The 26,169-nt window shown below is 72.5% G+C and carries 23 protein-coding genes and 3 tRNA genes; 19 read left to right on the top strand and 7 right to left on the bottom strand.

Annotation, left to right across the window (positions count from 1 at the left end; genetic code table 11):
* Window positions 1-46: 46 nt before the first annotated feature.
* The 7 genes from gltX to ACIPJY_RS04535 all read left to right on the top strand — a co-directional run bounded on the left by gltX (window position 47) and on the right by ACIPJY_RS04535 (window position 9,426).
* Window positions 47-1,534: a glutamate--tRNA ligase gene (gene gltX, locus ACIPJY_RS04565; protein WP_400458919.1), complete on the top strand. Its 1,488-nt coding sequence runs from the start codon at window positions 47-49 to the stop codon at window positions 1,532-1,534.
* A 6-nt stretch (window positions 1,535-1,540) separates the two neighbouring features.
* Window positions 1,541-2,479: an NAD(P)/FAD-dependent oxidoreductase gene (locus tag ACIPJY_RS04560; RefSeq protein WP_400458922.1), complete on the top strand. Its 939-nt coding sequence runs from the start codon at window positions 1,541-1,543 to the stop codon at window positions 2,477-2,479.
* 45 nt (window positions 2,480-2,524) lie between these two features.
* Window positions 2,525-2,596 (top strand) — tRNA-Gln (locus ACIPJY_RS04555).
* 475 nt (window positions 2,597-3,071) lie between these two features.
* On the top strand, window positions 3,072-3,896 hold the full coding sequence (locus ACIPJY_RS04550) for a glycosyltransferase family 2 protein (RefSeq protein ID WP_400458925.1): 825 nt from the start codon (window positions 3,072-3,074) through the stop codon (window positions 3,894-3,896).
* Window positions 3,893-4,861: a glycosyltransferase family 2 protein gene (locus ACIPJY_RS04545; protein WP_400458928.1), complete on the top strand. Its 969-nt coding sequence runs from the start codon at window positions 3,893-3,895 to the stop codon at window positions 4,859-4,861. Before ACIPJY_RS04550 ends, ACIPJY_RS04545 begins: the two co-directional genes overlap by 4 nt.
* Window positions 4,858-8,475 (top strand): glycosyltransferase, encoded by a 3,618-nt coding sequence (locus ACIPJY_RS04540; protein WP_400458930.1) that lies wholly within the window; start codon window positions 4,858-4,860, stop codon window positions 8,473-8,475. Before ACIPJY_RS04545 ends, ACIPJY_RS04540 begins: the two co-directional genes overlap by 4 nt.
* Window positions 8,476-8,643: 168 nt before the next feature.
* The gene (locus ACIPJY_RS04535; RefSeq protein ID WP_400458933.1) at window positions 8,644-9,426 is read left to right on the top strand and encodes a glycoside hydrolase family 16 protein; all 783 of its coding nucleotides are present in this window, start codon (window positions 8,644-8,646) and stop codon (window positions 9,424-9,426) included.
* 104 nt (window positions 9,427-9,530) lie between these two features.
* Here the strand turns inward: ACIPJY_RS04535 and ACIPJY_RS04530 are convergent, their stop codons facing one another.
* From ACIPJY_RS04530 to ACIPJY_RS04515, 4 genes are all read right to left on the bottom strand, one after another.
* Window positions 9,531-10,757: a glycosyltransferase family 4 protein gene (locus tag ACIPJY_RS04530; protein WP_400458936.1), complete on the bottom strand. Its 1,227-nt coding sequence runs from the start codon at window positions 10,755-10,757 to the stop codon at window positions 9,531-9,533.
* Between the two features lie 5 nt (window positions 10,758-10,762).
* Window positions 10,763-12,277, bottom strand: coding sequence for an oligosaccharide flippase family protein (locus ACIPJY_RS04525; RefSeq protein WP_400458939.1), 1,515 nt, complete (start codon window positions 12,275-12,277; stop codon window positions 10,763-10,765).
* Entirely contained in the window at window positions 12,274-13,194 is a 921-nt protein-coding gene (locus ACIPJY_RS04520) for a beta-1,6-N-acetylglucosaminyltransferase (protein ID WP_400458941.1), read from the bottom strand. The genes ACIPJY_RS04525 and ACIPJY_RS04520 overlap by 4 nt, the downstream gene beginning before the upstream one ends.
* A 103-nt stretch (window positions 13,195-13,297) precedes the next feature.
* Window positions 13,298-13,471 carry a hypothetical protein gene (locus tag ACIPJY_RS04515; RefSeq protein WP_400458943.1) on the bottom strand — a complete coding sequence of 58 codons (174 nt, stop codon included), beginning with the start codon at window positions 13,469-13,471 and terminating at the stop codon, window positions 13,298-13,300.
* 158 nt (window positions 13,472-13,629) lie between these two features.
* Here ACIPJY_RS04515 and ACIPJY_RS04510 point away from each other — a divergent pair, with 158 nt between their 5' ends.
* Window positions 13,630-14,946, top strand: a complete 1,317-nt coding sequence (locus ACIPJY_RS04510) for a glycosyltransferase family 2 protein (protein ID WP_400458945.1) — start codon at window positions 13,630-13,632, stop codon at window positions 14,944-14,946.
* A 164-nt stretch (window positions 14,947-15,110) separates the two neighbouring features.
* Here the strand turns inward: ACIPJY_RS04510 and ACIPJY_RS04505 are convergent, their stop codons facing one another.
* Entirely contained in the window at window positions 15,111-16,442 is a 1,332-nt protein-coding gene (locus ACIPJY_RS04505; protein ID WP_400458948.1) for a glycosyltransferase, read from the bottom strand.
* Between the two features lie 319 nt (window positions 16,443-16,761).
* Between ACIPJY_RS04505 and ACIPJY_RS04500 the strand changes: the two genes are divergently transcribed.
* The 6 genes from ACIPJY_RS04500 to ACIPJY_RS04475 all read left to right on the top strand — a co-directional run bounded on the left by ACIPJY_RS04500 (window position 16,762) and on the right by ACIPJY_RS04475 (window position 22,324).
* Window positions 16,762-18,021, top strand: a complete 1,260-nt coding sequence (locus ACIPJY_RS04500; protein ID WP_400460848.1) for an ABC transporter substrate-binding protein — start codon at window positions 16,762-16,764, stop codon at window positions 18,019-18,021.
* Window positions 18,022-18,179: 158 nt separating this feature from the next.
* A complete protein-coding gene (locus ACIPJY_RS04495; RefSeq protein WP_400460850.1) occupies window positions 18,180-19,154 on the top strand; it encodes a carbohydrate ABC transporter permease in 975 nt (324 codons plus the stop codon).
* A 50-nt stretch (window positions 19,155-19,204) separates the two neighbouring features.
* Entirely contained in the window at window positions 19,205-20,062 is an 858-nt protein-coding gene (locus ACIPJY_RS04490) for a carbohydrate ABC transporter permease (RefSeq protein ID WP_400460852.1), read from the top strand.
* A 5-nt stretch (window positions 20,063-20,067) separates the two neighbouring features.
* Window positions 20,068-20,505, top strand: a complete 438-nt coding sequence (locus ACIPJY_RS04485) for a hypothetical protein (protein WP_400458951.1) — start codon at window positions 20,068-20,070, stop codon at window positions 20,503-20,505.
* Between the two features lie 22 nt (window positions 20,506-20,527).
* A complete protein-coding gene (locus ACIPJY_RS04480) occupies window positions 20,528-21,538 on the top strand; it encodes a LacI family DNA-binding transcriptional regulator (protein WP_400458952.1) in 1,011 nt (336 codons plus the stop codon).
* 156 nt (window positions 21,539-21,694) lie between these two features.
* Window positions 21,695-22,324, top strand: a complete 630-nt coding sequence (locus ACIPJY_RS04475; RefSeq protein ID WP_400458954.1) for an MBL fold metallo-hydrolase — start codon at window positions 21,695-21,697, stop codon at window positions 22,322-22,324.
* A 4-nt stretch (window positions 22,325-22,328) separates the two neighbouring features.
* On the opposite strand, the gene ACIPJY_RS04470 is transcribed toward ACIPJY_RS04475, so the two are convergent.
* Window positions 22,329-23,189: a DUF72 domain-containing protein gene (locus ACIPJY_RS04470; RefSeq protein ID WP_400458956.1), complete on the bottom strand. Its 861-nt coding sequence runs from the start codon at window positions 23,187-23,189 to the stop codon at window positions 22,329-22,331.
* Between the two features lie 102 nt (window positions 23,190-23,291).
* Here ACIPJY_RS04470 and ACIPJY_RS04465 point away from each other — a divergent pair.
* The 5 genes from ACIPJY_RS04465 (at window position 23,292) to ACIPJY_RS04445 (ending at window position 24,945) form a co-directional block, all read left to right on the top strand.
* Window positions 23,292-23,367 (top strand) — tRNA-Glu (locus tag ACIPJY_RS04465).
* A 39-nt stretch (window positions 23,368-23,406) separates the two neighbouring features.
* Window positions 23,407-23,482 (top strand) — tRNA-Glu (locus tag ACIPJY_RS04460).
* Window positions 23,483-23,546: 64 nt separating this feature from the next.
* A complete protein-coding gene (locus ACIPJY_RS04455; RefSeq protein WP_400458958.1) occupies window positions 23,547-23,975 on the top strand; it encodes a fluoride efflux transporter FluC in 429 nt (142 codons plus the stop codon).
* Entirely contained in the window at window positions 23,972-24,346 is a 375-nt protein-coding gene (gene crcB, locus ACIPJY_RS04450; protein WP_400458960.1) for a fluoride efflux transporter CrcB, read from the top strand. The genes ACIPJY_RS04455 and crcB overlap by 4 nt, the downstream gene beginning before the upstream one ends.
* Window positions 24,343-24,945 carry a histidine phosphatase family protein gene (locus ACIPJY_RS04445; protein ID WP_400458962.1) on the top strand — a complete coding sequence of 201 codons (603 nt, stop codon included), beginning with the start codon at window positions 24,343-24,345 and terminating at the stop codon, window positions 24,943-24,945. Before crcB ends, ACIPJY_RS04445 begins: the two co-directional genes overlap by 4 nt.
* Window positions 24,946-25,074: 129 nt before the next feature.
* Here ACIPJY_RS04445 and ACIPJY_RS04440 read toward each other — a convergent pair whose 3' ends face one another.
* Window positions 25,075-26,142, bottom strand: coding sequence for an FUSC family protein (locus tag ACIPJY_RS04440; protein WP_400458964.1), 1,068 nt, complete (start codon window positions 26,140-26,142; stop codon window positions 25,075-25,077).
* Window positions 26,143-26,169: the final 27 nt, after the last annotated feature.

The raw sequence follows: 26,169 nt of genomic DNA, 5'->3' as shown, positions 1-26,169 counted from the left end.
TCCGGGGCCGGTCGGTGCGGGGTCGCCACGGTAGGATCGGTGCGTCATGACTGCGCCATTCACCACCGCCACCGGTACCGACGTCCGTGTTCGTTTCTGCCCGTCCCCGACGGGCACGCCCCACGTGGGCCTGGTCCGGACGGCGCTGTTCAACTGGGCCTACGCCCGGCACAACGGCGGCAAGCTCGTGTTCCGCATCGAGGACACCGACGCTGCCCGCGACAGCGAGGAGTCGTACGCGCAGATCATCGAAGCGCTGCGGTGGCTGCGCCTGGACTGGGACGAAGGCGTCGAGGTCGGTGGCCCGCACGGGCCGTACCGGCAGTCCGAGCGCACGGACGTGTACCAGGACGTCATCGCGAAGCTCCAGGCGTCCGGGCACGTGTACGAGTCGTTCGTCACGCCCGAGGAGATGGAGGCGCGCAACGTCGCGGCCGGCCGTGACCCGAAGCAGGGCTACGACAACCACGAGCGTGACCTGAGCGACGACGAGCGCCAGGCCTTCCGTGACCAGGGCCGCGAGCCGGCGCTGCGTCTGCGCGTGCCGGACCGCGACCTCAGCTTCCACGACCTCGTCCGCGGCGAGATCACCTTCAAGCAGGGCACGTTCCCCGACTTCGTCGTGGTACGCCCGAACGGCAAGCCCCTCTACACGTTCACGAACCCCCTCGACGACGCCCTGATGGGCATCACGCACGTCCTCCGTGGCGAGGACCTGCTGTCCTCCACCCCGCGGCAGATCGCGCTGTACGAGGCGTTGTTCGAGATCGGCCTCACGGAGTTCATCCCCGTGTTCGGCCACCTGCCGTTCGTGATGGGGGAGGGCAACAAGAAGCTCTCGAAGCGCGACCCCGAGTCGAACCTGTTCCACCACCGTGCGGCTGGCATGGTCCCCGAGGGGCTCATCAACTACCTGGCGCTGCTCGGGTGGTCGATCGGCCCGGACCGCGACGTCTTCTCCGTCGACGAGATGGTCCAGGCGTTCGACGTGGTGGACGTCAACCCCAACCCGGCCCGGTTCGACCACAAGAAGGCCGAGGCGATCAACGGGGACCACATCCGCCTGCTCGACGCCGCCGACTTCCGCGCGCGTCTGCTGCCGTACCTGACCGACTTCCTGGCCGACCCGCCCACCGCCGAGCAGCAGCGTGTGCTCGAGCTCGCGGCGCCGCTCGTGCAGGAGCGCATGCAGCTCCTCGGCGAGGCCCCGGGCATGCTCGGCTTCCTGTTCACCGCGGACGCCGACCTGGTGGTCGAGGACGATGCGCTCGCGAGCCTCAAGGGGGACCCGACCGAGGTCCTCACCGCTGGGATCACGGCCCTCGAGCAGCTCGACGACTGGCGCACCGAGGCGATCGAGGGCGCGCTGCGTGCGGCCCTCATCGACGGCCTCGGCCTGAAGCCGCGCGTCGCGTTCGGACCGCTGCGCGTGGCCGTGTCCGGTCGCCGGATCAGCCCGCCGCTGTTCGAGTCGATGGAGATCCTCGGCAAGGACTCGACGCTCGCACGACTCCGCAGCCTCGCGGCCCGCTGACGCCCGATGCCTGCAGGTGCGCAGTACGACGTCGCGGTCATCGGCGCGGGTCCGGCCGGGCTCAGCGCAGCGCTGAACCTGGTCCGCGCGAAGCGGACCGTGCTGCTGCTCGACGCGAACCGTCCGCGGAACGCGGCGACCCTGCGGTCGCACGGGTTCCTCACGCGTGACGGCGTCTCGCCGCTGGAGCTGCGGAAGCTCGGCCGTGCGGAGGTGGAGCAGTACCCGGAGGCGACCGTCGCCCAGGCGATCGTGGACGCGGTCGACCCCGTCGACGACGGCTTCCGGGTTCACGGGACCTGGCGGGGCGCCGAGGTCGAGGGGACTGTGCGTGCGGTGGTGATCGCCACGGGGCTCCGCGAGGAGTTCCCGGCACTGCCGTCCCTGCGCGCCTTCTACGGCACCGCGGTGCACAGCTGCGTCGAGTGCGACGGGTACGAGAAGTCCGGCGAGCCGCTGGCGTTCGTGTGCGAGACCGCGGACGTGGTCGACCGCGCCCTGCTCATCGGGTCGTGGGCCGACGACCTGATCGTGTACACGAACGGCGTCGCCCCGCTCGACGAGGCCGGTCGAGCTCGACTCGCGTCCGCCGGCGTCCGCGTCGACGAGCGCCCGCTGGCCGATCTCGAGGGGGATCGCTCCGGGATGACCGGTGTCCGCCTCGCCGACGGGCACGTGGAGCCGCGGACGGGCGGCTTCGTCCGTCCGACCTGGCACGTCGATCTGGACTGGGTGGACGTCCCGCTCGCGCGCGACCCCGAGGGACTCGTCGTCGTCGACCGGGTCGGGCGCACGAGCGTCCCCGGTGTCTACGCCGTGGGCGACGTCACCCCGCCCGGACCGGAGCAACTGATCGTCGCGGCCGGTCACGGGGCGATGACCGCCGCCGCGGTGCACCGGGACCTGGTCGGTGGTCTTGCGGACCTCCGGGATGCTGTACAGTAGATGACCGTGCCCCGGACGACGGGGACGGAAGGCCAGCAGGCCTTTTGGGGTATGGTGTAATTGGCAACACAGCGGTTTCTGGTACCGTCGTTCTTGGTTCGAGTCCAGGTACCCCAGCACTTGTGAGAAGGCCCCCGGGAATCCCCGGGGGCCTTCTTCGTGCGCCCGGCGTGCGTCGCGCGCCGCGCCCGGCGTGCGTCGCGCGCGGCGCCCGGGGCGCGGCGCGGCCACGAGGCGGACTGGAGGCCCGTGGCGGCGCCGGCACGAGCCTCCCGTCCGATGGTGGTGACGCCGCGACGGACGCGACCCTGCGCGCGGGGAGTCGCTGCCCGACGCGCGATTGCGGGTTTCCGTATCCACGGTCGGCGGCCCGCAACTGACCGCACATCGCATTGACCGCGCACCCCGGCCCGGCGAGGGTGGGAATCCCCAGGGAGCGGTGTACCCCCGCTGCCGAGGGGAACGGCGGTGCACCCTCACCGCCGGGCAGCGCAGCCGACGTACCCGCGTCCCGTCCTCCGTACCCTGCGGACGACCGTTCGCCATTCCGGCGAACTCACCCACTTGCAGCCCTGAACCCGACAGGAGCACCATGTCCGCCAGCACGATCCGACCCCGAGACCCGCGCGTCTCGGTCGTCATCCCCGCTCGGAACGAAGCGAGGAACCTGGAGATCATCCTCCCGAAGCTCCCGCCCGTGTACGAGGTGATCCTCGTCGACGGCAACTCGGTGGACGACACGATCGCGACGGCGCAGCGGCTCATGCCCTCCGTCAAGGTCGTGCAGCAGACCCGCAAGGGCAAGGGCAACGCCCTGGCCTGCGGGTTCGAGGCCGTCACCGGCGACGTCGTCGTCATGTTCGACGCCGACTGCTCGGCGGACCCGGACGAGATCCCGCGCTTCGTCGACGCCCTCGTCGCCGGTGCGGACGTCGCCAAGGGCACCCGGTACGCGCTCGGCGGCGGCAGCGACGACATCACGATCGTCCGCAGCATGGGCAACCGTGGACTGAACCTGCTCTGCAACCTGCTGCTCGGGACCCGCTACAGCGACCTCTGCTACGGCTACAACGCCTTCTGGGCGGACGCGCTGCCGAAGATCGGGCTGCTCTCGTCGACCCTCCCGCAGCCGACCGACGGCTCGATGCTCTGGGGCGACGGGTTCGAGATCGAGACCGTCCTGACCTGCCGCTGGTCCGCCGCGGAACTGGCGATCACCGAGGTCCCGAGCCACGAGAAGCTCCGCGTGCACGGCGCCAGCAACCTGAACGCCGTCACCGACGGCATCCGGGTGCTGAAGTCGATCATGCACGAGCGTCGCCGCGCCGCGGACGCACAGGCACGTGCCCGTCTGGCACCCGTCCCCGCCCGCGTCGTGCCGACCGCCGTGCCGGCCCTCGACGAGGAAGCGGCGTGAGCACCCCGACGGTCGCCGTCGTCATCTGCGCGTACACGCAGCAGCGCTGGGGAGACCTGCAGGACTCCGTCGAGTCGGCGAAGCGCCAGCCGGCCGCCACCGAGGTCGTCGTCGTGATCGACCACGAGCCCGAGCTCTACCTGCGCGCCAAGGCCCGGTGGCCAGAGCTGCGGGTCGTCGAGAACTCCGAGGACCGCGGGCTGTCCGGCGCGCGGAACACCGGGGTCGCGCTGACGGACGCCGACGTCGTGGCCTTCCTCGACGACGACGCCACGGCGGACGACGACTGGTTGGAGCACCTCGTCGCGGCGCTCGAGCTGCCCGACGTCGTCGGTGTCGGCGGACGGGCGACCCCGTCGTGGCCGACCACCACCGGTGCCGGCCCGTACCCGGACGAGCTGCTCTGGATCGTCGGCTGCAGCTACGCGGGGCTCCCCACGGCCGCCGGTGACGTGCGCAACGTGATCGGGTCGAGCATGGCCTTCCGTCGCGACGTGCTGCTCGGTGCCGGCGGGTTCCGCTCCGGCATCGGCCGCGTCGGCAACCAGCCGCTCGGCTGCGAGGAGACGGAGCTCTGCATCCGCATCGCGCAGGCCCGCCCGGCGTCCCGGATCCGCTACGAGCCGCGCTCGAACGTCTCGCACCGGGTCTCGCCGGACCGCGTGGAGATGCGGTACGTCCGTCGTCGCAGCTACTACGAGGGCATCTCGAAGGCCGTCCTGAGCCGTCGTGTCGGGACCGGGGACTCGCTCGCGAGCGAGTCCACGTACCTGACGAAGGTGCTCCCGGGCGCGCTGCTCCGCGAGCTCGGCGGCCTCGGCCGTGGTGGGGGGCGCCGTGCGTTCGCCATCGCGCTGTCCGTCGCGTCGACGGTCACCGGGTACGCCGTCGGGCGACTGTTCGGCGGTGTGGTCGTCTCCGCGCCAGCACCGGTCGCCACGCCGCAGCCGGTGGGTGCGCCGTGACGCGCGCCACCCTGGCGATGGTCGTCTCGCCGATCGTCACGGGTCCGCTGTTCCCCACGTGGGACGGCGCCCTGTGGGTCGGCGAGGTCGACCGCGCGGACGTGCACGCGTCCAGCCACCGTGACGTCATCGCGCTCGAGGGTGCCGAGGGGTACCACCGTGCGCGGCTGCTCGTCCGCGACCACGGCGAGCCCCTCGGGTTCGTCGAGGCGGACGTCACGGAGCGCCGGCGCATCGGCGCGACCATCGACGTCCGCACCCTCCAGCGCGCGATCCGGCCGATGCCGACGCCGACGGTCCGGCCGGCAGCAGACCAGGTGCTGCCGTCCGTCACCGTCGTGCTCTGCACGGACGGTGCCGCCGACCAGACGATGCGCTCGGTGCTCGCCGTGGCGTACGACGACTTCGACGTCGTCGTGGTGTCCCGGGGCGCGGGCGCGGGCGCGGAGCCGACGGACGCGTCCCGGGGCGCGGCCGCCGGTGCGGAGCCGACGGACGTCGCCGACGTCGTCATCCAGGGGCGTCGCGTGCGGACCGTCCCGGCACCGGCCGGTGGCCTCGCCGCTGCACGGAACGCCGGACTCCTCGCCGCGACCGGCGACGTCGTGGCCTTCGTCGACGAGGGTGCCGTGGTGGACGCCGGGTGGCTCACCGCCATCGGGACCGCGTTCGCCGCGGACGCCGACGTCGCGTGTGTGACCGGACTCGTGCCGAGCGTCGAGCTCCGCACCCCGGCGCAGCGCTGGCACGACGACCGCACCCCGGCCGCCCGCACCGTCCGACGCCGGGTGATCCGGCTGGACGACGACCGCGACGACCTGCCGCTGCACCCCTTCGCCGCGTCCGCCTACGGCACCGGCGCGAACCTCGCCGTGCACCGCGCGACCGCACTCCGGATCGGCGGCTTCGACACCGCGTTCGGTCCCGGTACCCGCGTCGGTGGCGGCGACGACCTCGACCTCTTCACACGACTGCTGTTCGCGGGCGCCGCGATCGCCGTCGAACCCGCCGCGATCGCGTGGCAGCGGACGGCCGACGACGTCGCGTCGCTCCGCCGCGCCGCCGCCGCGCACGGCCACGGACTCGGAGCCTGGATGACCAAGAACGCCATCGACCGGGAGACGCTCACCGCGTCGGTCGACGCCGCGCCCGAGGCCATCAGCGCCTTCGCACGCCTCGGACTCGAGCAGGGCGACCCCGCGACCGGGGTCGACGGGGACCACGACGTGCACCCGCTCGACGCCGTCGACGAGGCCTTCGTCGCGACCAAGCGCCGCCTCCGGGGCGTCGAGCGCCGCTCGGCCCTGACCGCGCCGTTCCTCGCCGCGCGGGAACGCCTCGGCGGTGCCGGCACCATCGACCGGACCGCGCACGGGCGGCACGAGCTCCAGCGCGGGCTCGAGTCCGCCGGCGCCGCCCGCCCGGTGGCGTCCGACGCGATGGGGCCGACCGCACGACTGGTCGCCGCCGGGATCGTCGTCCTGTCGCTCGTCCTGGCGGCGGTCGGCAGCGTGCTCGGCCTGCCCACCCTGCGGGGGAGTGCGATCGGGGTGTTCCTCTTCGCACTGCTCGGCGTCGCACCGCTGCTGCTGGTCCGTCCGATGCCGCTCGCCCGGTTCGCCGTGCTCGCGGTCACCGGGTCGCTCGTCGGCACGATCGCCATCGGGTACACGATGGCGACCTTCCACATCTGGGCCCCTGCCGTGCCCTTCGTCGGCGTCGTCGTCCTCACCGCGGCCGCCGTGGCGATCGCGGTGCCCCGTGACGTCGCCGAGCTGCGCCGCGCCGGCCTCGTCCGTCGGGACCGTCCGGCGAGGACACGCTGGAGCACCACCGCCACGGTGACCGCCGGCTCGCTCCTCGGGCTCGTCGTCGTGGTCGTCGCCGCGCTCACGCACATCGGTGACCCGGTCCCCGCCGGCCTGTTCGGGTCGCTCGGCCCCGGCCTGGTGATCGGACTCGCGATCGTCGTCGCCGCGGCCGTGGTCGCACTCGTGCGCGGCCGAGGACTCGCCGTCCCGGTGGTCGTGCTCGGCGGGGTCGTCCAGCTCGCCCAGGCGATCACGTACGGCGTCCCGACGGTGATGGCGGCGGCACGGCACATCGGCGTCCTCGAGTACATCCGGGTCAACGGCGGCACGAACCCGTCGTCGGACATCTTCCAGACCTGGTCCGGTCTCTTCGCCGGCGGCGCCTGGGTCGCCGACGTCGGCGGCATCGTGAACGCGATGACCATCGCCGCGTGGGTCCCGGTGCTGCTGGCGTTCAGCACGACGATCGCCGTCGGGGTCCTCGCGTCGCACTGGCTCCCGGGGAACCGGCGCCCCTGGATCGCGGCGTTCCTCACCGCGGCGACCGGGTCGCTCAACACGACGTACTTCTCGCCCCAGTCCACCGGCATCCTGCTGTCGATCGTCATCCTGGTGCTCGCCACCGGGCCGCTCCGCAAGGACGTCGCCGCCGCGGGTGCGTCCGGCAGCGCCGACACGGGCGAGACCGCGGTCACGGCGAAGCCGCGGGCCCGCAAGGTCGGGCTGTCCCGGATCATCGCGATCACCGGCATCGGGATCGTGCTCGTCGTGACGCACCAGATCTCCCCGTACCTCACCGTCGCGGCCCTCGTGGCGCTGATCGTGTTCCGCCTGGTCCGCCCGTGGTGGCTCCCGGTCGTGGTGCTCGTCCCCGCCGTCGCGTTCGCCGCCCTGAACGGGGACGTCCTCGGGCGCTTCCTGTCGCTCGCGGCGGTCGGCAAGGTGCTCGACAACGTGCAGCCCCCGACGCACGACCTCACGGTCCTGCCGAAGCCGCTCGTCACCCGGCTGGCCTTCGACATCCCGGCCGCCGCGCTCGTGGTGCTCGGGCTGATCGCCCTGATCACCGTGCTCCTGCGCCGCGACCGTGTGCACTGGGGTCTCCTCGCGGCGGCGGCGAGCCCGATCTCGCTCCTCGTCGCCACGAACTACGGCCAGGAGGGCATCTTCCGCGTCGTGCTGTTCGCGACCCCGTGGATCGCGATGCTCGCGGCAGCGGTCCCGATGCCCACCGGGCGTCTCGCCCGGGTCGGCGACCTGGTCACCCGTGCGACGCGTCCGGCGGCGGTCAAGTACACCGTGGCCGCAGCCGGGATCGCCGCGCTCGTCGCGATCGGTGCCTTCGGGCAGACCTCGCTCGACTGGAACCGGGTGATGACGCGGAGCCAGTCGGCCGCGACGCAGTACTACGACGCGACCGCGCCGAAGGGCTCCGTGCTGCTGCTCACCGGCTCGGGGAACGCCGTCCCGAGCAACACCGGCGCCCGGTACTTCGACGTCGGGTACCTGTCCCGTGAGGCGCTCGGCGCCTACCCGGACCCGACCGGCACCTACGACGCCACCGCGGACGTCGACGACATCACCGGCGAGCTCGTGCAGAACTGGACCGCGACGAAGTACTACGCCCTGGTGGCGGAGCCGTTCGGCGCGTACGACGAGCGCTACGGGTACCAGAGCGACGCGGACTACCAGCAGCTCGCGAAGGCCATGGCCGCGTCGCCGTACTGGCACGTGGTGTGGTCCTCCGGGACGACGGCGATGTACGAGCTGACCGCGGCGGGGCTCCGGCATGCCACGCAGTGAGCCGGGGACGCGCAGCGCGGTGACGCGCCGGTGAGTCCACTGCAGGCCGACGCCCCGCCCCTCGCGGCGGAGGCGTCGGCCTCGCACGGTGCCGCCCCCGCACACGGGCTCGGCGTGCCTCGACACGGGACACGCGACGGAGCCAGGCACACGAGACGCATCGCCGCCGTGGTCGGGGCACTGGTGCTCGTCGCCGGGATCGTCGTCACGTCCACGACGGCGCTGCACGGCGACGACGAGAACCCGAGCGGAGCGGCCATGCCCACGAGCGACGGCGGCGACTGGAAGCGGGTGTTCTCCGAGGACTTCGACCAGGACACCGCGACGGGCGGGTTCGAGGCGCAGTACGCCGACCGGTTCTCGGTCTACCACGGCTTCGCGGACACCGCGGGGACGGGGCGCTACCAGTCGTCGGTGCCGAGCGCCCACGACAGCGTGCTCGACATGCACCTCCGCACGAGCGAGAACGGAACCCCGCTCGCCGGCGGGATCGTGCCGCTGGTCGACGGGCAGTGGGGCGGCCAGACCGCCGGCCGCTACAGCATCCGGATGAAGAGCGACGCGGTGGACGGCTACGGCGTCGCGGTGCTGCTCTGGAGCGACGCGAACAAGTGGTCGGACGGCGAGGTCGACTTCCCCGAGGGCGCCCTCGGCGCGCCCGCGTGGCTCAACGTGCACTGCCTGGCTGACCCCGAGCAGAAGTGCGTGCACCAGGAGACCGCCGCCTCGCTCGCGGACTGGCACACGTACACGATCGAGTGGACGGCGTCGCGGATGTCGTTCCGGATCGACGGCGCGCTGGTCGGCACGACGACGGAGGACATCCCCATGGCCCGCATGCACATGGTCGTGCAGGCCGGGTCGAACGACGGGGCACCCCCGGTGGACGCCGAGGGGTCCCTCCTGGTCGACTGGATCACGATCGACGTCCCCGCGTCGGCGCGCGGCTAGCAGGCGGTCGCCGCCGACCAGGACGGGAGGCCCGGCGCGCGCCCGCACCGTCGGCCCGGCCGGGCAGGTGGTCGCGTGGCGCGGGTCGCGGGTCGCGGGTCGCGTCAGCGTTCTGCGAGCGTCCGCAGTGCCCCGAGGAGCGACCGGACGTGCGCGCCGCGGCCGTAGTGGTCCCGCACCCACGCCCGGCACCGCTCGCCGAGCGACGGGTCGAGCACGGCCTCGTCGAGGGTGTCGAGGACGGTGCGGGCCAGCGCCTCGGTGTCGGTCGGGTCCACCGTGAACCGCGCCCACTCCCCGGAGAGGATCTCCCCGGTGCCGCCGGACGCCGCGGCGACCACGGGCCGGCCGGCGGACATCGCCTCGACGACGACGCGACCGAAGCCCTCCGGTTCGATGGACGGCGCGACGACGATGTCCGCCGCGTGCAGCAGCGGGACCACGTCGTCCCGCTCGGGCAGCACCAGGACGGAGCCCTCGGGGAGCGACGCGATCGCACGACGGACGTCGTCGGCGTCCTCCGGCGGGAGTGCGCCGGCGAGGACCAGGAGCGGGACCCGGCGTGCGGAGCCGGCCGTGGCGGGGACGGTGACCGGCAGCCGGGCCGCAGCGGTCGTCAGGAGCCGGTCCCATGCCTCCAGGAGGGCCAGGACGCCCTTCGCCCGCGTGAGCCGGCCGTAGTAGAGCACCGTCGGGGTGGCGTCGCCGATGCCGAGCGCGGCGCGCGTGCTGCGCACCTGGGCCGGCGTCGGCGGCGGGAACGCCGTCGTGTCGACGCCGTTCGACACGATCGTGATCCGCTCGACGGGGACCCCGACCGCCGCCCAGGCGCGCGCCATCGCGTGCGAGACGGCGAAGTACCGGGTCCGGCCGCCGGCGATCGGCGCCAGCCGACGGTAGTTCGGGGCGTGGTGCAGGTGCACCGCGAGGGGGACACCGGACACGATCGACGCGACCCGGCCGAACGGCAGGAACTCCGGCCGGTTCAGCCACAGGACGTCCAGGCGGGCGCGCCGGATGCGGAGCCCCTCGCGGGCGAACCGGAGGGTGTCGCGGAGCGCCGTCCTGATGCCGAAGCGGTAGTCGGACGCGGCCACCAGGCGCACGCCCATCCGCGCGAACGGCGCCTGGTCGTCCTCGGTGCGGCCGGGCTCCTCCGGACGGTGCCAGAGGGCGACGTCGTGGCCGGCGGCGACGAGCTCGCGGGTGTCCTCGAGGACGCAGCGCTCGACGCCCCCGGTGATCGCGAGGCCGTTCGTCACCACGCCGATGCGCAGCCGACGTCCGTCGGTGGGACCCGGCTTCGTCGCCGTCGTGCTGTTCGGTGACACGGACTTCACACGCTCCCTCGAGCGGCTCGCAGCCGACGGAAGAACCAGGGCAGGCATGCCAGGACGCCGGCGATGCGGATCCAGTTCCAGAGGGCGTCCTGCGGGACGAAGACCGATGCGGTCGCCACGAGCAGCGTGGCGGTCACGGTCAGGACGACCCGGAGGCCCGGCCCGCGCCACTCGCGACGGTCCGGCAGGGCCATCTGCTGCAGCGCGGCGAGCACGACGTACGCGATCACGGTGGCGACCGCGGCACCGGCGATGCCGAGCAGCGGGACGAAGACCAGGTTGGCGCCGATGTTCACCGCGCTGGCGATCGCGGCGATCACGCCGACGGCGACACCGCGGCGCTCGACCAGGAGCAGCCGACCGGTGGCACCGCTGGCGACGACGGGGAACGCCGTGATCGCGACGATGAACACCACGACGGTGAGCTCGTGGACGCGGTACGACGCCGGCGCGAGGATCGGCAGCGCCACCGGGGAGACGAGCGTCACGGCGAGGAGCACGGGCGCGAGCATCCGGTACAGCTCGTCGCGGGAGTGCATCGCGAGCTGCCGACGGGCGACGGCGTCACGGAGCGCGGCGAAGTGCGGGGCCCACGCGGAGTTCGTGAACGTCAGCAGCAGGATGACGGCAGAGCCCACGACGTAGGCGATCTGGTACCGGGCGACCTCGTCCGGGCCGAGCAGCCGCTGCACGACGAGCCGGTCGCCGACGTTCAGCACGAAGTAGGACAGGTTGCCGAGCGTGATCGGGATGCCGAGCTTGAACGCCCGCGCCATCGTCTTCGTGTCGACGATCCCCGCGATCCGGGGCCGCGTCGCCGCGATGCCGATCACCATGGCCACGACCTGCGCGACGACCCCGCCCCACGCGTACGTGACGGCATCGGCGTGCACGAGCGTGAGGAGCCCGAGGCCGATGATCGACCCGCCGATCGAGGACAGCAGGCTCGTCAGCGCGAAGACCTTGATGCGGTCCTGGGCCACGAGCAGCGCGAGCGAGATCTGCACGATCGCAGCGGGCCCGGTCCAGAGCACCGCCACGAGCAGGAGCGGGTGGTTCCCGATGAAGCCGGCCGCATCGCCCCAGACCGGGATCGTCGTCAGGGCGAGGACCGTCACGATGCTCGCCGTGACCATGCCGACCGCGATCAGCCCCCTGGCCTTGCGGTCGTCGCCGTCCTCCGCGCGCTGGAGCACCGTCGCCTGGTCGATGCCGACGACCGCGAGGACGACGAGCGCCTGGTACAGCGCGATCGCCGACGCCAGCACGCCGAACTCGGACGGCGGCATCAGGTGCGCGAGCACCGGGCTGATCAGCGACGAGACGACGAGCTGCATCGACCAGACGACGACGTAGAGCAGGCCGCGGCCGAACAGGACGGAGGAGCCCTTGCGGACGGCGACCGAGCCGGTGTCGATCGACTCCGGCACGGGAGCGACCGGCGACTCGACCGCCGCTGCGGCCTCACGTGCTGCCCGCGCCTCGCGCCGGGTCTGGGGAGGGAGCGTCACGGTGCGACCACCGCCGATGCCGCCGTCGCCCGTACACCCTCGCGCAGCCCGAAGGCCCCGTCGACGATGTCGAGCAGGTCCGAGCTGCGCTCCGTGGAGAACTTCCGCGCGAACACGTGCGGCAGCTCCACGTCCGGCGTCGTCCGACGCTCGAGCAGCTGCCCGGCGTCGGCGGTGGTCAGCCACGGCGGGCTCTTCATCGCCGTGCCGTCCCACCCGATGAACCACAGCGCGTGCGGCACGTGCTCGTCCGCGAAGCCCGGGGTCAGCCCCGGCGTGCTCAGCACCGACGGCACGAAGGTCTCGTCCGCGATCCACGTGCGACGCCAGAACCGGACGAGGTCCGGACGGGTGTCCACCACGTCGACGACCGCTGCGGCGTGGTGCCGCGCCAGGACCTTGAGCTGCGAGCCACCGGCGAACACCACGTCCCGGGGGACCCGGCGTGGGATCGGCAGGCGCAGCATGTGCTTCCGCCACGCCCAGTGCCGGAAGCGCATCCGCCCGGTCCCGCCGTCGCGGCCCCACTCCGCCCACGGCAGCTCGTGCACGGCGACGAACGAGTCCTCACGGTGCGCCTCGAGCAGCCCGGAGATCTCCGCGGCGTTCGCGAGCGGGTAGTCGCTGCCCGTCAGCACGGCGACGTGCGTCGCGTCCGTCTCGGCCAACGCCGCCCGGTACCCGGACACCTCGGCCTCGACGTTCTCCCACTTCGCCCATCCGGTGCGGATGCGGGGGAGGACACGGACCCGGGCCGGCAGACCGTCGGTCATCGCGCGGAAGACCGACTCCGGCGTGCGCGCGTCGCAGTGCAGGAACACCGGGAACGGGTCGAGCGCCTCGACGAGTCGGCGCACGTGCTGCGGGTCCTCGTGGGCGAGGACGATGCACGCGGGAGCCGCGGGGGAGATGGCCATGGGAGCGACGCTAACCGCGCCGTTCCGGGGCGGACAAGGCGATCCGACGCCCTCTGCGGGTTCGCGGCGGTTTCCCGCACCAGGGCCGGCGAAGCGCCCCTGATCAGCGCTTCTTACGGAACTTCTGGCAGTCGCAGAGGGCGCAGTCGCTGCCGGGCCGGTAGTGCTCGTGTGCGTCCCGCACGTGCCCGCAGACGCAGGTCGCGGCGTCCACCACGACGATGGTCTCCTCGGACGGGAGGACGGCACCGAGCTCGGTCCTGGGGCCCAGCGGCATTCGTCCTCCTCGTTGCCGGCGTGCACCCGCCGGATCCTCCCTGCGATCCTACGGGGAACTGCCTGGTCGGTGGCGGCAAACCGCAAGAGGAACGGGGGTCGCCGCAACCGCCGGGACCCGCCGTTGCGCGGCCGGCGGAGCACCCGGACCATCGGAACATGACCGACCACCAGGCCACCGCGTCCCGCGTGCTCACGATCGCCCCCGCGATGCCGTCGCCCGACGTCCCCACCTGGGCCGGCGCGGCGTGGGTCGGCGCCGTGGACCGACAGGAGGCGCTCGCCGCGTCCGCCGTCGCGCTCGCCGGTGCCGAGGGCTTCCGACGCGCCCGACTGCTCGTCCGCGACGGCCGCGAGGTCGCCGGCTTCGTCGACGTCGCCGTCGACGCCGGTGGCGACGTGGACCCGGCCGAGCTGGGACCGGCCCTCCGCGGCCTCCGCGACACCAGCCTCCCGTCCGCCCCGCAGGGCGACGCGACCGGCCGCATGACGGTCGTCATCGGCACCCGCGACCGCCCCGAGGACGTGCGCCGCTGCGTCGCGTCGGTGCTCGCCTCCGCGTACGACGACTTCGAGGTCCTGGTCGTGGACAACGCCCCCACCACCACCGCGACCCGCGACGTGGTCGCGTCGTTCCGGGACGCGCGCCTGCACTACGTCCTGGAGGCCCGACCCGGCGTCTCGCGCGCACGGAACGCCGGTCTCGCCCTCGCCTCCGGAGCCGTGGTCGCGTTCGTCGACGACGACGTCGTGGTCGACCGGCACTGGCTCGCGGCGCTCGCCGAGGCGTACGCCCGTGACGCGGACGTCGTGTGCGTGACCGGACTGGTCCCGAGCGGCGAACTCCGGTCCCCGACGCAACGGTACTTCGACGAGCGGGTGACCTGGGCGCGGAACCTCGACCGCCGGGTGTTCCGCACCGCGACGCCGCCGGCCGACCTGCCGCTGTTCCCGTTCTCGGTCGGCGCGTTCGGCACCGGCGCGAACATGTCGCTCCGTCGAACGGCGGCGCTCGCCCTCGGCGGGTTCGACGTCGCGCTCGGCCCCGGGACCCCGTCGCGTGCGGGCGAGGACCCGGACCTGTTCACCCGCGTGCTGCTCTCCGGCGGGGCGCTCGCCGTGGAGCCGTCCGCCTTCGTGTGGCACAAGCACCGCTCGGACCGGGAGGCGCTGCGCTCCCAGGCGCTCGGCTACGGCACCGGACTCGGCGCGTGGGTCGCGAAGCTGATGACCCGTCCGCGCACCGCGGTCGCCGTGTTCCGTCGGGCCGCCGGTGCGCTCCGGCAGCTCGGGGCGCTCGGGCAGGGCTCGGGGGCTGACCAGGTGTCGGCTGCCGTGTCGGCCGCGGCGACGTGGCCGGTCGACGACGAGTTCCGCGCCGCGACCGCCGGGCTCAAGCGCGTCGAGCTCGTCGCCGCGCTCGGCGGCCCGTGGCGCTACGTGCTCGGCCGCTTGCACGCGGGCGACCGCGCGTAGCGGCGGGCGCGGCACGGGCGCGCCCGCGCGCGCCTGCGCCGCGCTGTCGCGGTGCGACCTGGCGTCGCACAACCAAAAGCACTCGGCACCACGGAGATCCGTGGTGCCGAGTGCTCTTGGTTGTGCGGGACGTCGCCGTTGACGCCCCGCACGCCGGCTCCGCGCTACGCGCGGAAGCGCCCGGCCTCGACGTCACGCCAGCGCCGGCGGCTCCGGAACCAGGCGGCGGGGCCGGCCGGGAAGCCCCGGAGCTCGTGGTAGGCCAGCGAGCGCGGGATGTGGGTCGTCGAGGCCTCGTTCGTGGTCTCCGTCGCCGCGTCACGACGGCCGGCGAGCCGGGACGCCATCTGCTTCGCCTTGACCTTCGCGGCGAGCGGCATCAGGCGCGCGAGGACCGTCAGGTGGCGGCGGTCCTTCGCGGCGAGCGCGCACATCAGCGCGGTGAACCCGACGCCGTTGCCGTGCAGCTGCTTGTGCAGGTCCTCGATCGTCTGGCGGTGCCGGTGGTGCACGACCGCGTGCGGCTCGAAGCCGATGCGTCCGCCGCGCCAGAGCGTCTCGATGAACATCGCCAGGTCCTCGCCGCCGCGGGCGGGGGAGCCGGCGCCGAGCGTGGTGTCGAAGCCGCCGACGGTCTCGATGAGGGAGCGGCGGTACGCCATGTTCGCCCCGGCGCCGTACGCGCCGATGCCGTACACCGCGAAGTGCTTCCGCACGGTGCCGTCCGGACGCACGGCGGAGACGCGGGCGTGCCGCATCGCACCGTGGACGTCGTCGGGGACGATCGTCACCGGCGAGAAGGTGCGCTCGGCGCTGAACCCGCCGTAGTACGCCTCGTACCAGATCTGGGCGGGGGTCGTGAGCTCGACGGGCAGGATCACGCCGGTGACGGCGTCGAGCCCGGGCTCCCGGACGAAGCGGGTGCCGATCGCGCGGAGCCACTGCGGGTCGACGCGGACGTCGTCGTCGGTGAACGCGATGACGTCGCCCGTCGCTGCCGCCACGCCGGCGTTGCGTCCGGCGGAGAGTCCGGGCCGGCGCTCGGTGACGAGGCGCACGTCGCGGCCCTCCAGGAGCGCGGGGAGCGCGTCGATGTCCGGGACCGTGACGCGGTTGTCCACCAGGACGACCTCGTGGCGCGGGTAGTCGAGGTGCTCGAGCACGTCGAGCAGCTTGCCGAGGTCCTCGACGCGGTCGACGACCGTGGAGACCACGACCGAGATCGTCGGGAGCTGGTCGTCGGTCACGGGGGCGTGGTCGTCGAACGCGCCGGCCTCGACCATGGAGTCGACGAGGGGCGCGAGCGCACGGGTGGCGTCGGCGGGGTCGTCGGTGAGCAGCACGTCGAGGGTGCTGACGGGGTAGCCGTCGCGGTAGCCGATGACCAGCGCGGAGGAGCCGGTCTCGTCGGCGACGAGCTCGGGCAGCGGACCGTCGAGGTTGACGCCGATGACACGGCGCGGTCCGGGGACGGTGACGGCGGAGAGGGATGCCATGTCGGGGACGCTACGGTCGCCTTCCGCGGCCCCACAACGGCAGTCGGTGACCGTGGCGGGGATCATGCGGGACCCCGCACCGGGCCCCGCAACGACCTTCGTGCCGGAGTGAGCGCTCACCCAGGAAGACTTGGCAACTCCGAAGGTCACACTCAGGTCACGGGATCGATGCAACCGGTTGCGGAACGCCGGAGGCGGGCGTAGCGTCCACGCCCAGCAGGCAGCGTCGCCTGCTCCAGGAGTGCATCGTCGACACCCGATCGACGCACCCTGGTGATCTCGATGAGGAGACAACGCTGTGAAGAACACACGCGCGAAGATGCGTCTTGCATCGGCGGCGGGGGTCGCCGTGATCGGCCTCACCCTCGCGGGCTGCTCGAGCGGCAGCTCGGCATCGGACGACGCCCAGAGCGGCACCGACAGCCACGGCCCGATCACCTACGTCCAGGGCAAGGACAACTCCAACGTGGTCCGCCCGCTGATCGCGAAGTGGAACAAGGCCCACCCGAAGGAGAAGGTCACCTTCAAGGAGCAGTCCGACCAGGCCGACCAGCAGCACGACGACCTCGTGCAGCACTTCCAGGCCAAGGACGACGGCTACGACGTGGTCGACGTCGACGTCGTCTGGACCGCGGAGTTCGCCGCGAAGGGCTGGCTGACGCCGCTCAAGGGCGACATGAAGATCGACACGTCGAAGCTCCTGCCGGCGACGGTGAAGACCGCGACGTACAACGACACGCTCTACGCGGCCCCGCAGACCTCCGACGGCGCCCTGCTCTACTACCGCAAGGACCTCGTCAAGACGCCCCCGACCACCTGGGCCGAGATGATGCAGGACTGCCAGATCGCCAAGGACAACGGCATCGGCTGCTACGCCGGCCAGTTCGCGAAGTACGAGGGCCTGACGGTCAACGCCTCCGAGGCGGTCAACGGCTCCGGCGGCTCGATCCTGAACAAGAGCGGCGCGCCGGACGTCGACACGTCCAAGGCCAAGGCCGGCCTGCAGAACCTGGTCGACGCGTTCAAGGACGGGAACATCCCGGCCGAGGCGATCACCTACCAGGAGGAGCAGGGCCGCACGGCGTTCGAGAGCGGCAAGCTGCTCTTCCTGCGCAACTGGCCGTACGTGTACAACCTCGCGAAGACCGACGGGTCGAGCAAGGTGAAGGACACCTTCGGCATCGCCCCGATCCCGGGTGCCGACGGCGTCGGTGCATCGACGCTCGGCGGGCACAACGCCGCGATCAGCGTGTACTCGAAGCACAAGGCGACGGCGCACGACTTCCTCGAGTTCCTCACCTCGAACGACACGCAGAAGTTCTTCGCGACCCAGGGCTCGCTCGCCCCGGTCGTCGGTGACCTCTACACGGACTCCGAGCTGACCTCGAAGCTGCCGTACCTGCCCACCCTGCTGAAGTCGATCCAGAGCGCGGAGCCCCGCCCGGTCACGCCGTACTACCCGGCCGTGACGAAGGCGATCCAGGACAACTCATACGCGGCCCTGAAGGGGTCGAAGAGCGTCGACGAGGCGATGAAGGACATGGAAGCCGCCCTCAAGGCGGCGACGACCAGCAACTAGCGACCACGGTCGCGCGGCTCACGCCGCACCGGACGGGAGGCTCGGGTCGGCCCCGACCCGTGCCTCCCGTCCTCCCAACGTGCGTTCCGACACCGGCAAGGAGGCCGTCAGTGTCAGCAGCAACCGAGATCCCAGCAGCCATCCCGAACCCCCAGGGGATGGAGCCGCAGCAGCGGCGACGAGGCGGACTCAACGCGGAGCACGGCCGGTGGGCCGTGTACCTCATCGGCCCGACGATCGTGCTCCTGGCGGTCGTCATCGGCTACCCGGTGGTCAGCGCGACCATCCAGTCGTTCCAGCTCGACGCCGGACTCGACAAGGCGACCGGGCTGTTCGTCGCCGGTGGCTTCGCCGGCGTCACCAACTACGTGCACTGGCTCGGCCAGCAGTGCGGCAACACCGTCTGCCCGCCCGGCAGCCTCGGCTCCCAGTTCTGGGTGTCGTTCGGCAACACGTTCTTCTTCACCGTGGTGACCGTGCTGCTCGAGACGCTGATCGGCGTCTGGATGGCGATCATCATGAACCGCAACTTCAAGGGCCGCGCGCTCGTCCGCGCCGCGATCCTGGTGCCGTGGGCGATCCCGACCGCCGTCACCGCGAAGCTCTGGTACTTCATCTTCGACGCGAACGGCGTGCTCAACCACGTCATCGGCCACCAGGTCCTCTGGACGAGCGGCGAGTGGGCGTCCCGGTTCGCGATCATCATCGCGGACACGTGGAAGACCACCCCGTTCATGGCGCTGCTCATCCTGGCGGGGCTGCAGCTCATCCCGGAAGAGGTCTACGAGGCCGGCAAGATGGACGGCGCCTCGACCGTGCAGCGCTTCATGCTCATCACGCTGCCGCTGCTGAAGCCCGCGCTCATGGTCGCGATCCTGTTCCGCGTGCTCGACGCCCTGCGCATGTACGACCTGCCCGCGATCCTGACCGGCGGCGGCGGTGGTTCCGGCAACGCCACCACCACGCTCTCGATCCTGGTCGTCGACCAGATCCGGCAGGGGTTCAACTCCGCGTCGGCCCTGTCGACCATCACGTTCCTGATCATCTTCATCGTCGCGTTCCTGTTCGTCCGGTTCCTCGGCGCGAACGTCGTGCAGACGCAGGCGGCACAGCAGAAGGGTGAACTCAAGTGACCCTCGCAGCAGACCGACCCCGCTCGAGCACCCGCTCCCGCGAACGCTCCATCGACCGCGCCGAGGTCCGCGTCAAGCGGGACACCGGCCCGCGGATCCGCACCGGCATCCAGGCGGTGGTGATCGCCGTCTGGTGCCTGCTGCCCTTCTACTGGATGGTGGTGACGAGCTTCCGCGACGTCGGGTTCACCTTCGACGCGACACCGTGGCCCACCCACGTGACGCTCGACAACTACGCGACGGCGTTCGCGACGTCACTCGGCAACCACCTCGGACGGGCGCTGCTCAACAGCCTCATCATCGGCGGCGTCGTGACGATCATCGCGCTCCTCGTCGGCACGAGTGCCGCGTACGCGCTCGCCCGGCTGGAGTTCCGCGGCAAGTCGCTCATCGCCGGTGCGATCCTGGCGGCGTCGATGTTCCCGGGCGTCGCGCTGATCTCCCCGCTGTTCCAGCTCTTCACGGACATCGGCTGGATGGGCACGTACCAGGCGCTGATCCTGCCGAGCATCTCGTTCGTGCTGCCCCTGACCGTCTACACGCTGGCCTCGTTCTTCCGCGAGATGCCGTGGGACCTCGAGGAAGCGGCGCGCATCGACGGCTGCACCCGCGTGCAGGCCTTCCGGCGGATCATCCTGCCGCTGGCCGCCCCCGCGGTGTTCACGACGGCGATCCTGGCGTTCATCTCCTCCTGGAACGAGTACCTGATCTCCTCGCAGCTCTCGAGCGACGCCACGCAGCCGGTGACGGTCGCGATCGCCTCGTTCGCCGGCACGCAGCCGCACCAGGAGCCCTACACGGCGGTGATGGCGGCGGGCACGATCGTCACGATCCCGCTCGTCATCCTGGTGCTCATCTTCCAGCGACGCATCGTGGCCGGCCTCACCGCCGGTGGCGTGAAGGGCTGAGCGCCATGGCACTCCGGGCTCCGCGTCGCCCCTCGGCACCGATCGAGGAGGCCATGGGCTTCGTCGGCTTCTTCGGCATCGCGTTCCTCGCCGTCACCGTGTTCTGCGAGTTCACCGGTCGACCGGCACTCGGCTGGGCGCTCACGCTGCTGGCGTGCGTGCTCGTCGTCGTGGTGCTCGACCGATGGCGGGTCCGGGTGGTCCGGCGCACCGAGGCCGCCGCGGCCGAGGCAGCCGGACGCCCCGTCCGCCGCGACACCCACCCCGTCGGCGTCCACGTCCCTGGCGGGCAGCAGCGGGTGACCACCGTGTTCCGCGACCACGCCCACGCCGGGTGGGACGACCCGGCACCCCGTCGCCCCCGACCGCGAGCCGTCGCGGTGACCGGTGCGGGGCGTGGGAGCCGGGACGTCGGTGACGTGACGCACGGCACGGACGGCTGACGGGCCTCCCGGCGGCACAGCGGTGGGGATCCAGGAGATCGCGACCGTCACCGGACTGTCGAAGGCCACGGTGTCCCGCGCGCTGCGCGGTCTGCCGTCGGTGGCCGACACCACGATCGACCAGGTGCGGCGGGTCGCCGACGAGCTCGGGTACGTCCCGAGTTCGGCGGCGGCCGGCCTGGCGACCGGTCGGCAGCGGGCCGTCGGTGTCGTCGTGCCGGTGCTCGACCGGTGGTTCTACGTGAAGGCGCTCGGGGGTGTGGACGCCGAACTCCGCCAGGCCGGGTACGACCTGGTGCTGTACAACCTCGGCGGGCCGGACGGCGACCGCGACCGGGCGTTCCGACGGTCGATGCTGCGACAGCGTGTGGACGCGCTCGTGCTGCTCTCGCTCGTCCTGGACGAGACCGAACGGTCCGAGCTGCAGCTGAGCGAGCACCCGATGATCGTGATCGGCGGACCCGCGCCCGGTCTGCGGAACGTCGGGGTGGACGACGACGTGGTCGCCCACCTGGCGGTGTCGCACCTGCTGGGACTCGGGCACCGGCGGGTCGCGTACGTCGGCGGACAGGACGAGGCCGGGATGAACGTCGCGGTGCCGTTCCGGCGGCGCGACGGGTTCCTCGACGCGATGGCGGCCGCCGGGCTGCCGGTGCCGGCGACGTGGATCGCGGACGGGCGGTTCTCGTTCGCGGGCGGGGTGGCCGCCGGGTCGGCGCTGCTCGAGGGCACTGCGCGCGACGGCCGGCCGACCGCGGTGTTCTGCGCGTCCGACGAGATGGCGCTCGGGGTGATGCTCGCCGCCGCCCGGCTGGGGATCGACGTCCCCGGCGACCTGTCGGTGATCGGCATCGACGGACACGAGTACGGCGTCGCGGCCGGGCTGACCACCGTCGCGCAGGACCCGGAGGCCCAGGGCCGGACGGCCGCGCGGGCCGTGCTCGCCGAGGTCGACGGGGCCCGGCCGCGGACGGTGGCGGCGGCGCCGGTGTCGCTCGTGGTGCGGTCGAGCACGGGGCCGCCGCGCGGGTGACGCGGCGCGCGTGACGCGGCACGCGGCATCGTGTGATGCAGGCCGGCGTCGCACAACCGAAGCCGGTTCGCACCACGGACTTCCGCGGTTCGAGACGGTTCCGGTTCTGCGACGACGAACGGCACGGCTGCCGGCGCCGCGCGTACGCTCAGCGGCATGGAGGTCACGAAGCTCGAACACGCCTGTCAGGTCGTCGAGGCGGACGGAGCCCGGCTGGTCATCGACCCCGGCGGCTTCACCCGACCGGTCGACGTCAGCGGGGTCGTCGCGGTCGTGATCACCCACGAGCACCCGGACCACGTCACGCCGACCCAGCTGCACGCCGTCCTCGCCGCGAACCCCGGAGCGCTCGTGTTCGGGCCGGCGGGGGTCGCGTCGGCGCTGCCCGACGTCGACGTGGACGTCGTCACGGACGGGGACCGCCGCGTCGTCGGGCCGTTCGAGCTCACCTTCCACGGCACCCGGCACAACCTGATCCACTCGTCCGTCCCGGTCGTGGACAACACCGGAGTGTTCGTCAACGGGCGGCTGTTCTACCCGGGCGACGGCTACACCGACCCCGGCGTGCCGGTCGAGGTCCTCGCCGCACCCGTCGGCGCCCCGTGGCTCAAGGTCGCCGAGATGATGGACTACGTCGCCCTCGTCGCACCGCAGCGCGCGTACCCGGTGCACGAAGCGACGCTCTCCGAGATCGGGTACGACATGCACACCGGGCGTCTCCGCGAGGCGGTCGAACCCACCGGCGCGCTCGTCGTGCTCCGGCCCGGCGAGTCCCTCACCATCTGAGCCGTCACGCTCGGTCTGGAGGCCCGGCTCGCCGCCGCCCCGCCGCTCGCGTCCGCAGCCGGTCGCCGACGAGCCGGTCGAGTGCCAGGGCGTCCCACGGCGCGTGCCGCTCGGCGTCGTTGTCGAAGTACACGTACGTGTCCCGCGCCGCGTCGAGGTGCGCGACCACGGTGTTCGCCCATCGGCCGAGTGCCTGCGGCGAGTACCCGTCGTGGTACGTCCGCGGCGCACCGTGCAGACGCAGGTAGGCGAACCGGGCGCCCGTGTCCGCACGGAGGCGCGGGAAGTCGCCGGCGTGCGAGTCGACGAGGGCCACGCCGTGCCGTCGGAGGACGTCGAGGTGCTCCGGCGTGACCGTCGAGCGGAACTCGACGGCGTGGTCGATCACCCGCGTCGCGTCCTCGGCGACGACGGGGGTGTCCGCCACCTTGTCGTCATGGCGGGCCGCGAGTTCGGCGGCGTCACCCTGGGACCCGGGCAGCATCGAGAGGAACGTGTCGAGCACCTCCGGAGTCGGGGTGAGCGTCTCCGGGAGCTGCCACAGCACAGGACCGAGCGTGTCCCCGAGCTCGAGCGGGCCGGACGCGAAGAAGTTCGCCAGCGCTGTCTCGGCGTTCCGGAGCCGCAACATGTGTGTGACGTACCGACCACCCTTCACCGCGAACCGGAACCCCGGTGGGACGGCAGCGCGCCACGACCGGTACCGCTCCGGCCGCTGCAGTGAGTAGAAGGAACCGTTCAGCTCGACGGTGACGAACCGCTCGGCGACGTACTCCAGCCACCGCCGTCTGGCCAGCCGTTCCGGGTAGAAGTCGCCGCGCCAGCCATCGTACTGCCACCCCGAGAGCCCGATCCGCGCGGTCATCGACCCACCGTATGCTCCGGCAGGCATGGCGGCACACCCGGGCGACACGCCTCGTTTTGGCAGGTCGCGAGCCGTGTGCCATACTTGTCGAGTTGTCGGAACGGCCCCATCGTATAGCGGCCTAGTACGCTGCCCTCTCACGGCGGTAACGCGGGTTCGAATCCCGCTGGGGTCACCACAGGTGGCTGTCCTCCGAGTCCGACAACATGCCTGCCGCGGCCCCATCGTATAGCGGCCTAGTACGCTGCCCTCTCACGGCGGTAACGCGGGTTCGAATCCCGCTGGGGTCACCAACCGAAGGTCCTCGTCCACCCGGACGGGGACCTTCGTCGTTGCGCCAGCCGGTATCGTGCACTCGTGCCGGACCAACGACCACCCCACCTGCGATGGGGGTTCATCGGGCTCGTGGCACTCGGGGGAGCGATCGGCACCGCGGTGCGCGCGGTCCTCGCCGACCGGTTCCCCGCCGTGGACGGCGTGAGCTGGACCGTCTTCGGGATCAACGTCGTCGGGGCGTTCTGCCTCGGACTGCTCCTCGACCACCTCGCGCGCCGCGGTCCGGACGTCGGGCGGCGTCGTACGGTCCGGCTGTTCGTGGGCACCGGCGTGCTCGGCGGCTTCACGACCTACAGCACGCTGGCGGACGACACCGCGCGGCTGCTCGACGTCGGGCGGTGGGGCGCGGGCTCCGGGTACGCGCTGCTGACCGTCGTGGCCGGGCTCGCAGCGGTCGTCGCCGGACTCTGGGTCGCGTCGCTGCTCCGTCCGCGGGGGAGCCTCCGGTGAGCGCGCTCGAGCTGCTCCTGGTGGCGATCGGCGGTGGTGTGGGTGCCGCGCTGCGGTTCGTCCTGGACGGGGTCCTGAAGGCGCGGGTCACCGGCTTCCCGCTCGGCACGCTCGTCATCAACGTCTCCGGGTCGTTCGTCCTCGGGCTCCTGACGGGCCTCGGGGAGTCCGGTGCGCTGTCGATCCCGGGAGTCGCCGTCCTCGGGACGGGCATGATGGGTGGGTACACGACGTTCTCGACGGCGAGTGTCGAGACCGTGCAGCTCCTCCGATCCGGCAAGACCCGGCTCGCCGTCCTGAACGGCCTCGGGATGCTCGTCGTCTCGGTCGGCGCAGCCGCGCTCGGCCTCTGGATCGGAAGGAACCCATGACCTCGGAACGCCCCGGCGAACTCGTCCTCGTCCGCCACGGAGAGACGGAGTGGTCGAAGAGCGGTCAGCACACCGGCCGCACCGACATCCCGCTCACCGAGAACGGCATCGAGCAGGCGGAGCGCGCCGGCCGGTACCTGGCGGACCGTGACTTCGCCCTCGCGCTCTCGAGTCCGCTGCAGCGCGCGCGGGACACCGCGGCGCTGATCGGCGTCGATCCGGAGCTCGACGAGGACCTGTACGAGTGGGACTACGGCGCCTACGAGGGACTGACCACCCCGCAGATCAAGGTGCAGCGGCACGGACCGTGGGACCTCTGGACAGACGGCGTCCCCGAGGGCGACACCCCCGGTGAGAGCGCCGCCGAGGTCCGGGTCCGCGCGGAACGCGTGCTGAACCGTGCGCGCCCGGTGCTCGCCGAGGGCCAGGACGCGGTGTTCGTCGCGCACGGACACGTGCTGCGCGCGATCGGCGCCGCGTGGATCCGGCTCGCGCCGCAGGACGGTGCGGTCCTGAAGCTCGGCACGGCCTCGGTGAGCGTCCTCGGGTACGAGCACGGTCGCCCGGTCATCGACGCCTGGAACATCCAGCCGCTCTAGCCGGCTGTGGCGCCCTCGCACCGTGCGACGGCGCGCGCCACCGTGCGAGGTTCCGGACAGCGTGCGACCCGGCGCGGCTCGCACGCTGTCCGGAACCTCGCACACTGCGGGGCGGGGCGGGGCGGGGCGCTAGACGGTACGGATGCTCGCGGTGGCGCCGAGCGCCCGGCCGCGGCGCCGCTCGATCCCGCGGCCGACGAACAGCAGTGCGACGCTGACGAGTGCGCCGAGCGTGGTCTGGGCGACACGGTCGAGCGCCAGGAGCTCCGGCGCCTCGGGGAGGCTCAGCCACGACACGGCGAGCGCCAGGGGCGTGAGGAACAGCAGGCACACGGCGTAGTTCCGCGCGACGAAGATCTCCGCGAAGAACTGCCCGATGACCGCGATCACGACGATCCACCACGCCCCGGGCTCGAGCAGCAGGATCCCCACCGCGATCACGGTGCCGCCGATCGTGCCGATGAAACGCTGGAACGCCCGGATCACGGTGTGCCGCTGGCGGAGCGCCGGCAGCGTCGACACGACGGCGATCACCGCCCAGTACGGGTGCCCGAGCCAGGGGATCGACTCCGCGATCGCGCCGGCGACGAGCGCCCCGACGACGTTGAGCCCGACCGTCTCCCACAGTGCACCGGTGCGCAGGATCCCGAGGCCGCGCTCCTTCAGCGGCGCCAGCGGCCGGAAGCGGTGCGGCGCGCGGGGGTGCCAGAGCCGACGGATCACGAGACCGGACATCGCGACGAGCCAGGCCCACACGACCGACCCGACGATGATCGTGGCGACGAGCGGCAGGTCGGCGGGCTTCAGCGGCACGAGTGCGGACACCACGAAGGCGAACGTGGGGAAGATCGGCTGGGCCGGGATCGTCCGGAGCGCACTCAGGGTGCACACCGCGACGACGAGCACCACGACGAGCCCGACGGCCTGCAACCACACCTGCGACCCGGCGAGCGACACCGCGATCCCTGCGAACATGCACAGCATCTGCAGGCCGCCGGCGACGCCGGTCGTCACGGCACGCTGCCGGTACTGCTCCGTCGCTCCGAAGATGGCGGTGAAGCCGGCGAACATCGCGAAGGCCGCGTACCCGGGCATCCCGAGCGCGATGAGCAGGGCGAGGGGTGCCCCGCCGGCGATCGCGGCGCGCGCGGCGCCCTCGAGGTTGACCGTTCGGGAGGAGTGCGCGGGGTTCGTCATGACCCGACCATCCTCCCACCGCGGCAG

This window comes from Curtobacterium sp. NPDC090223 (assembly GCF_044746585.1).
Classification (GTDB): Bacteria; Actinomycetota; Actinomycetes; order Actinomycetales; family Microbacteriaceae; genus Curtobacterium.
The sequence above is the reverse complement of the archived record's forward strand: the minus strand, read 5'-3'. Positions and strand labels throughout refer to the sequence as shown.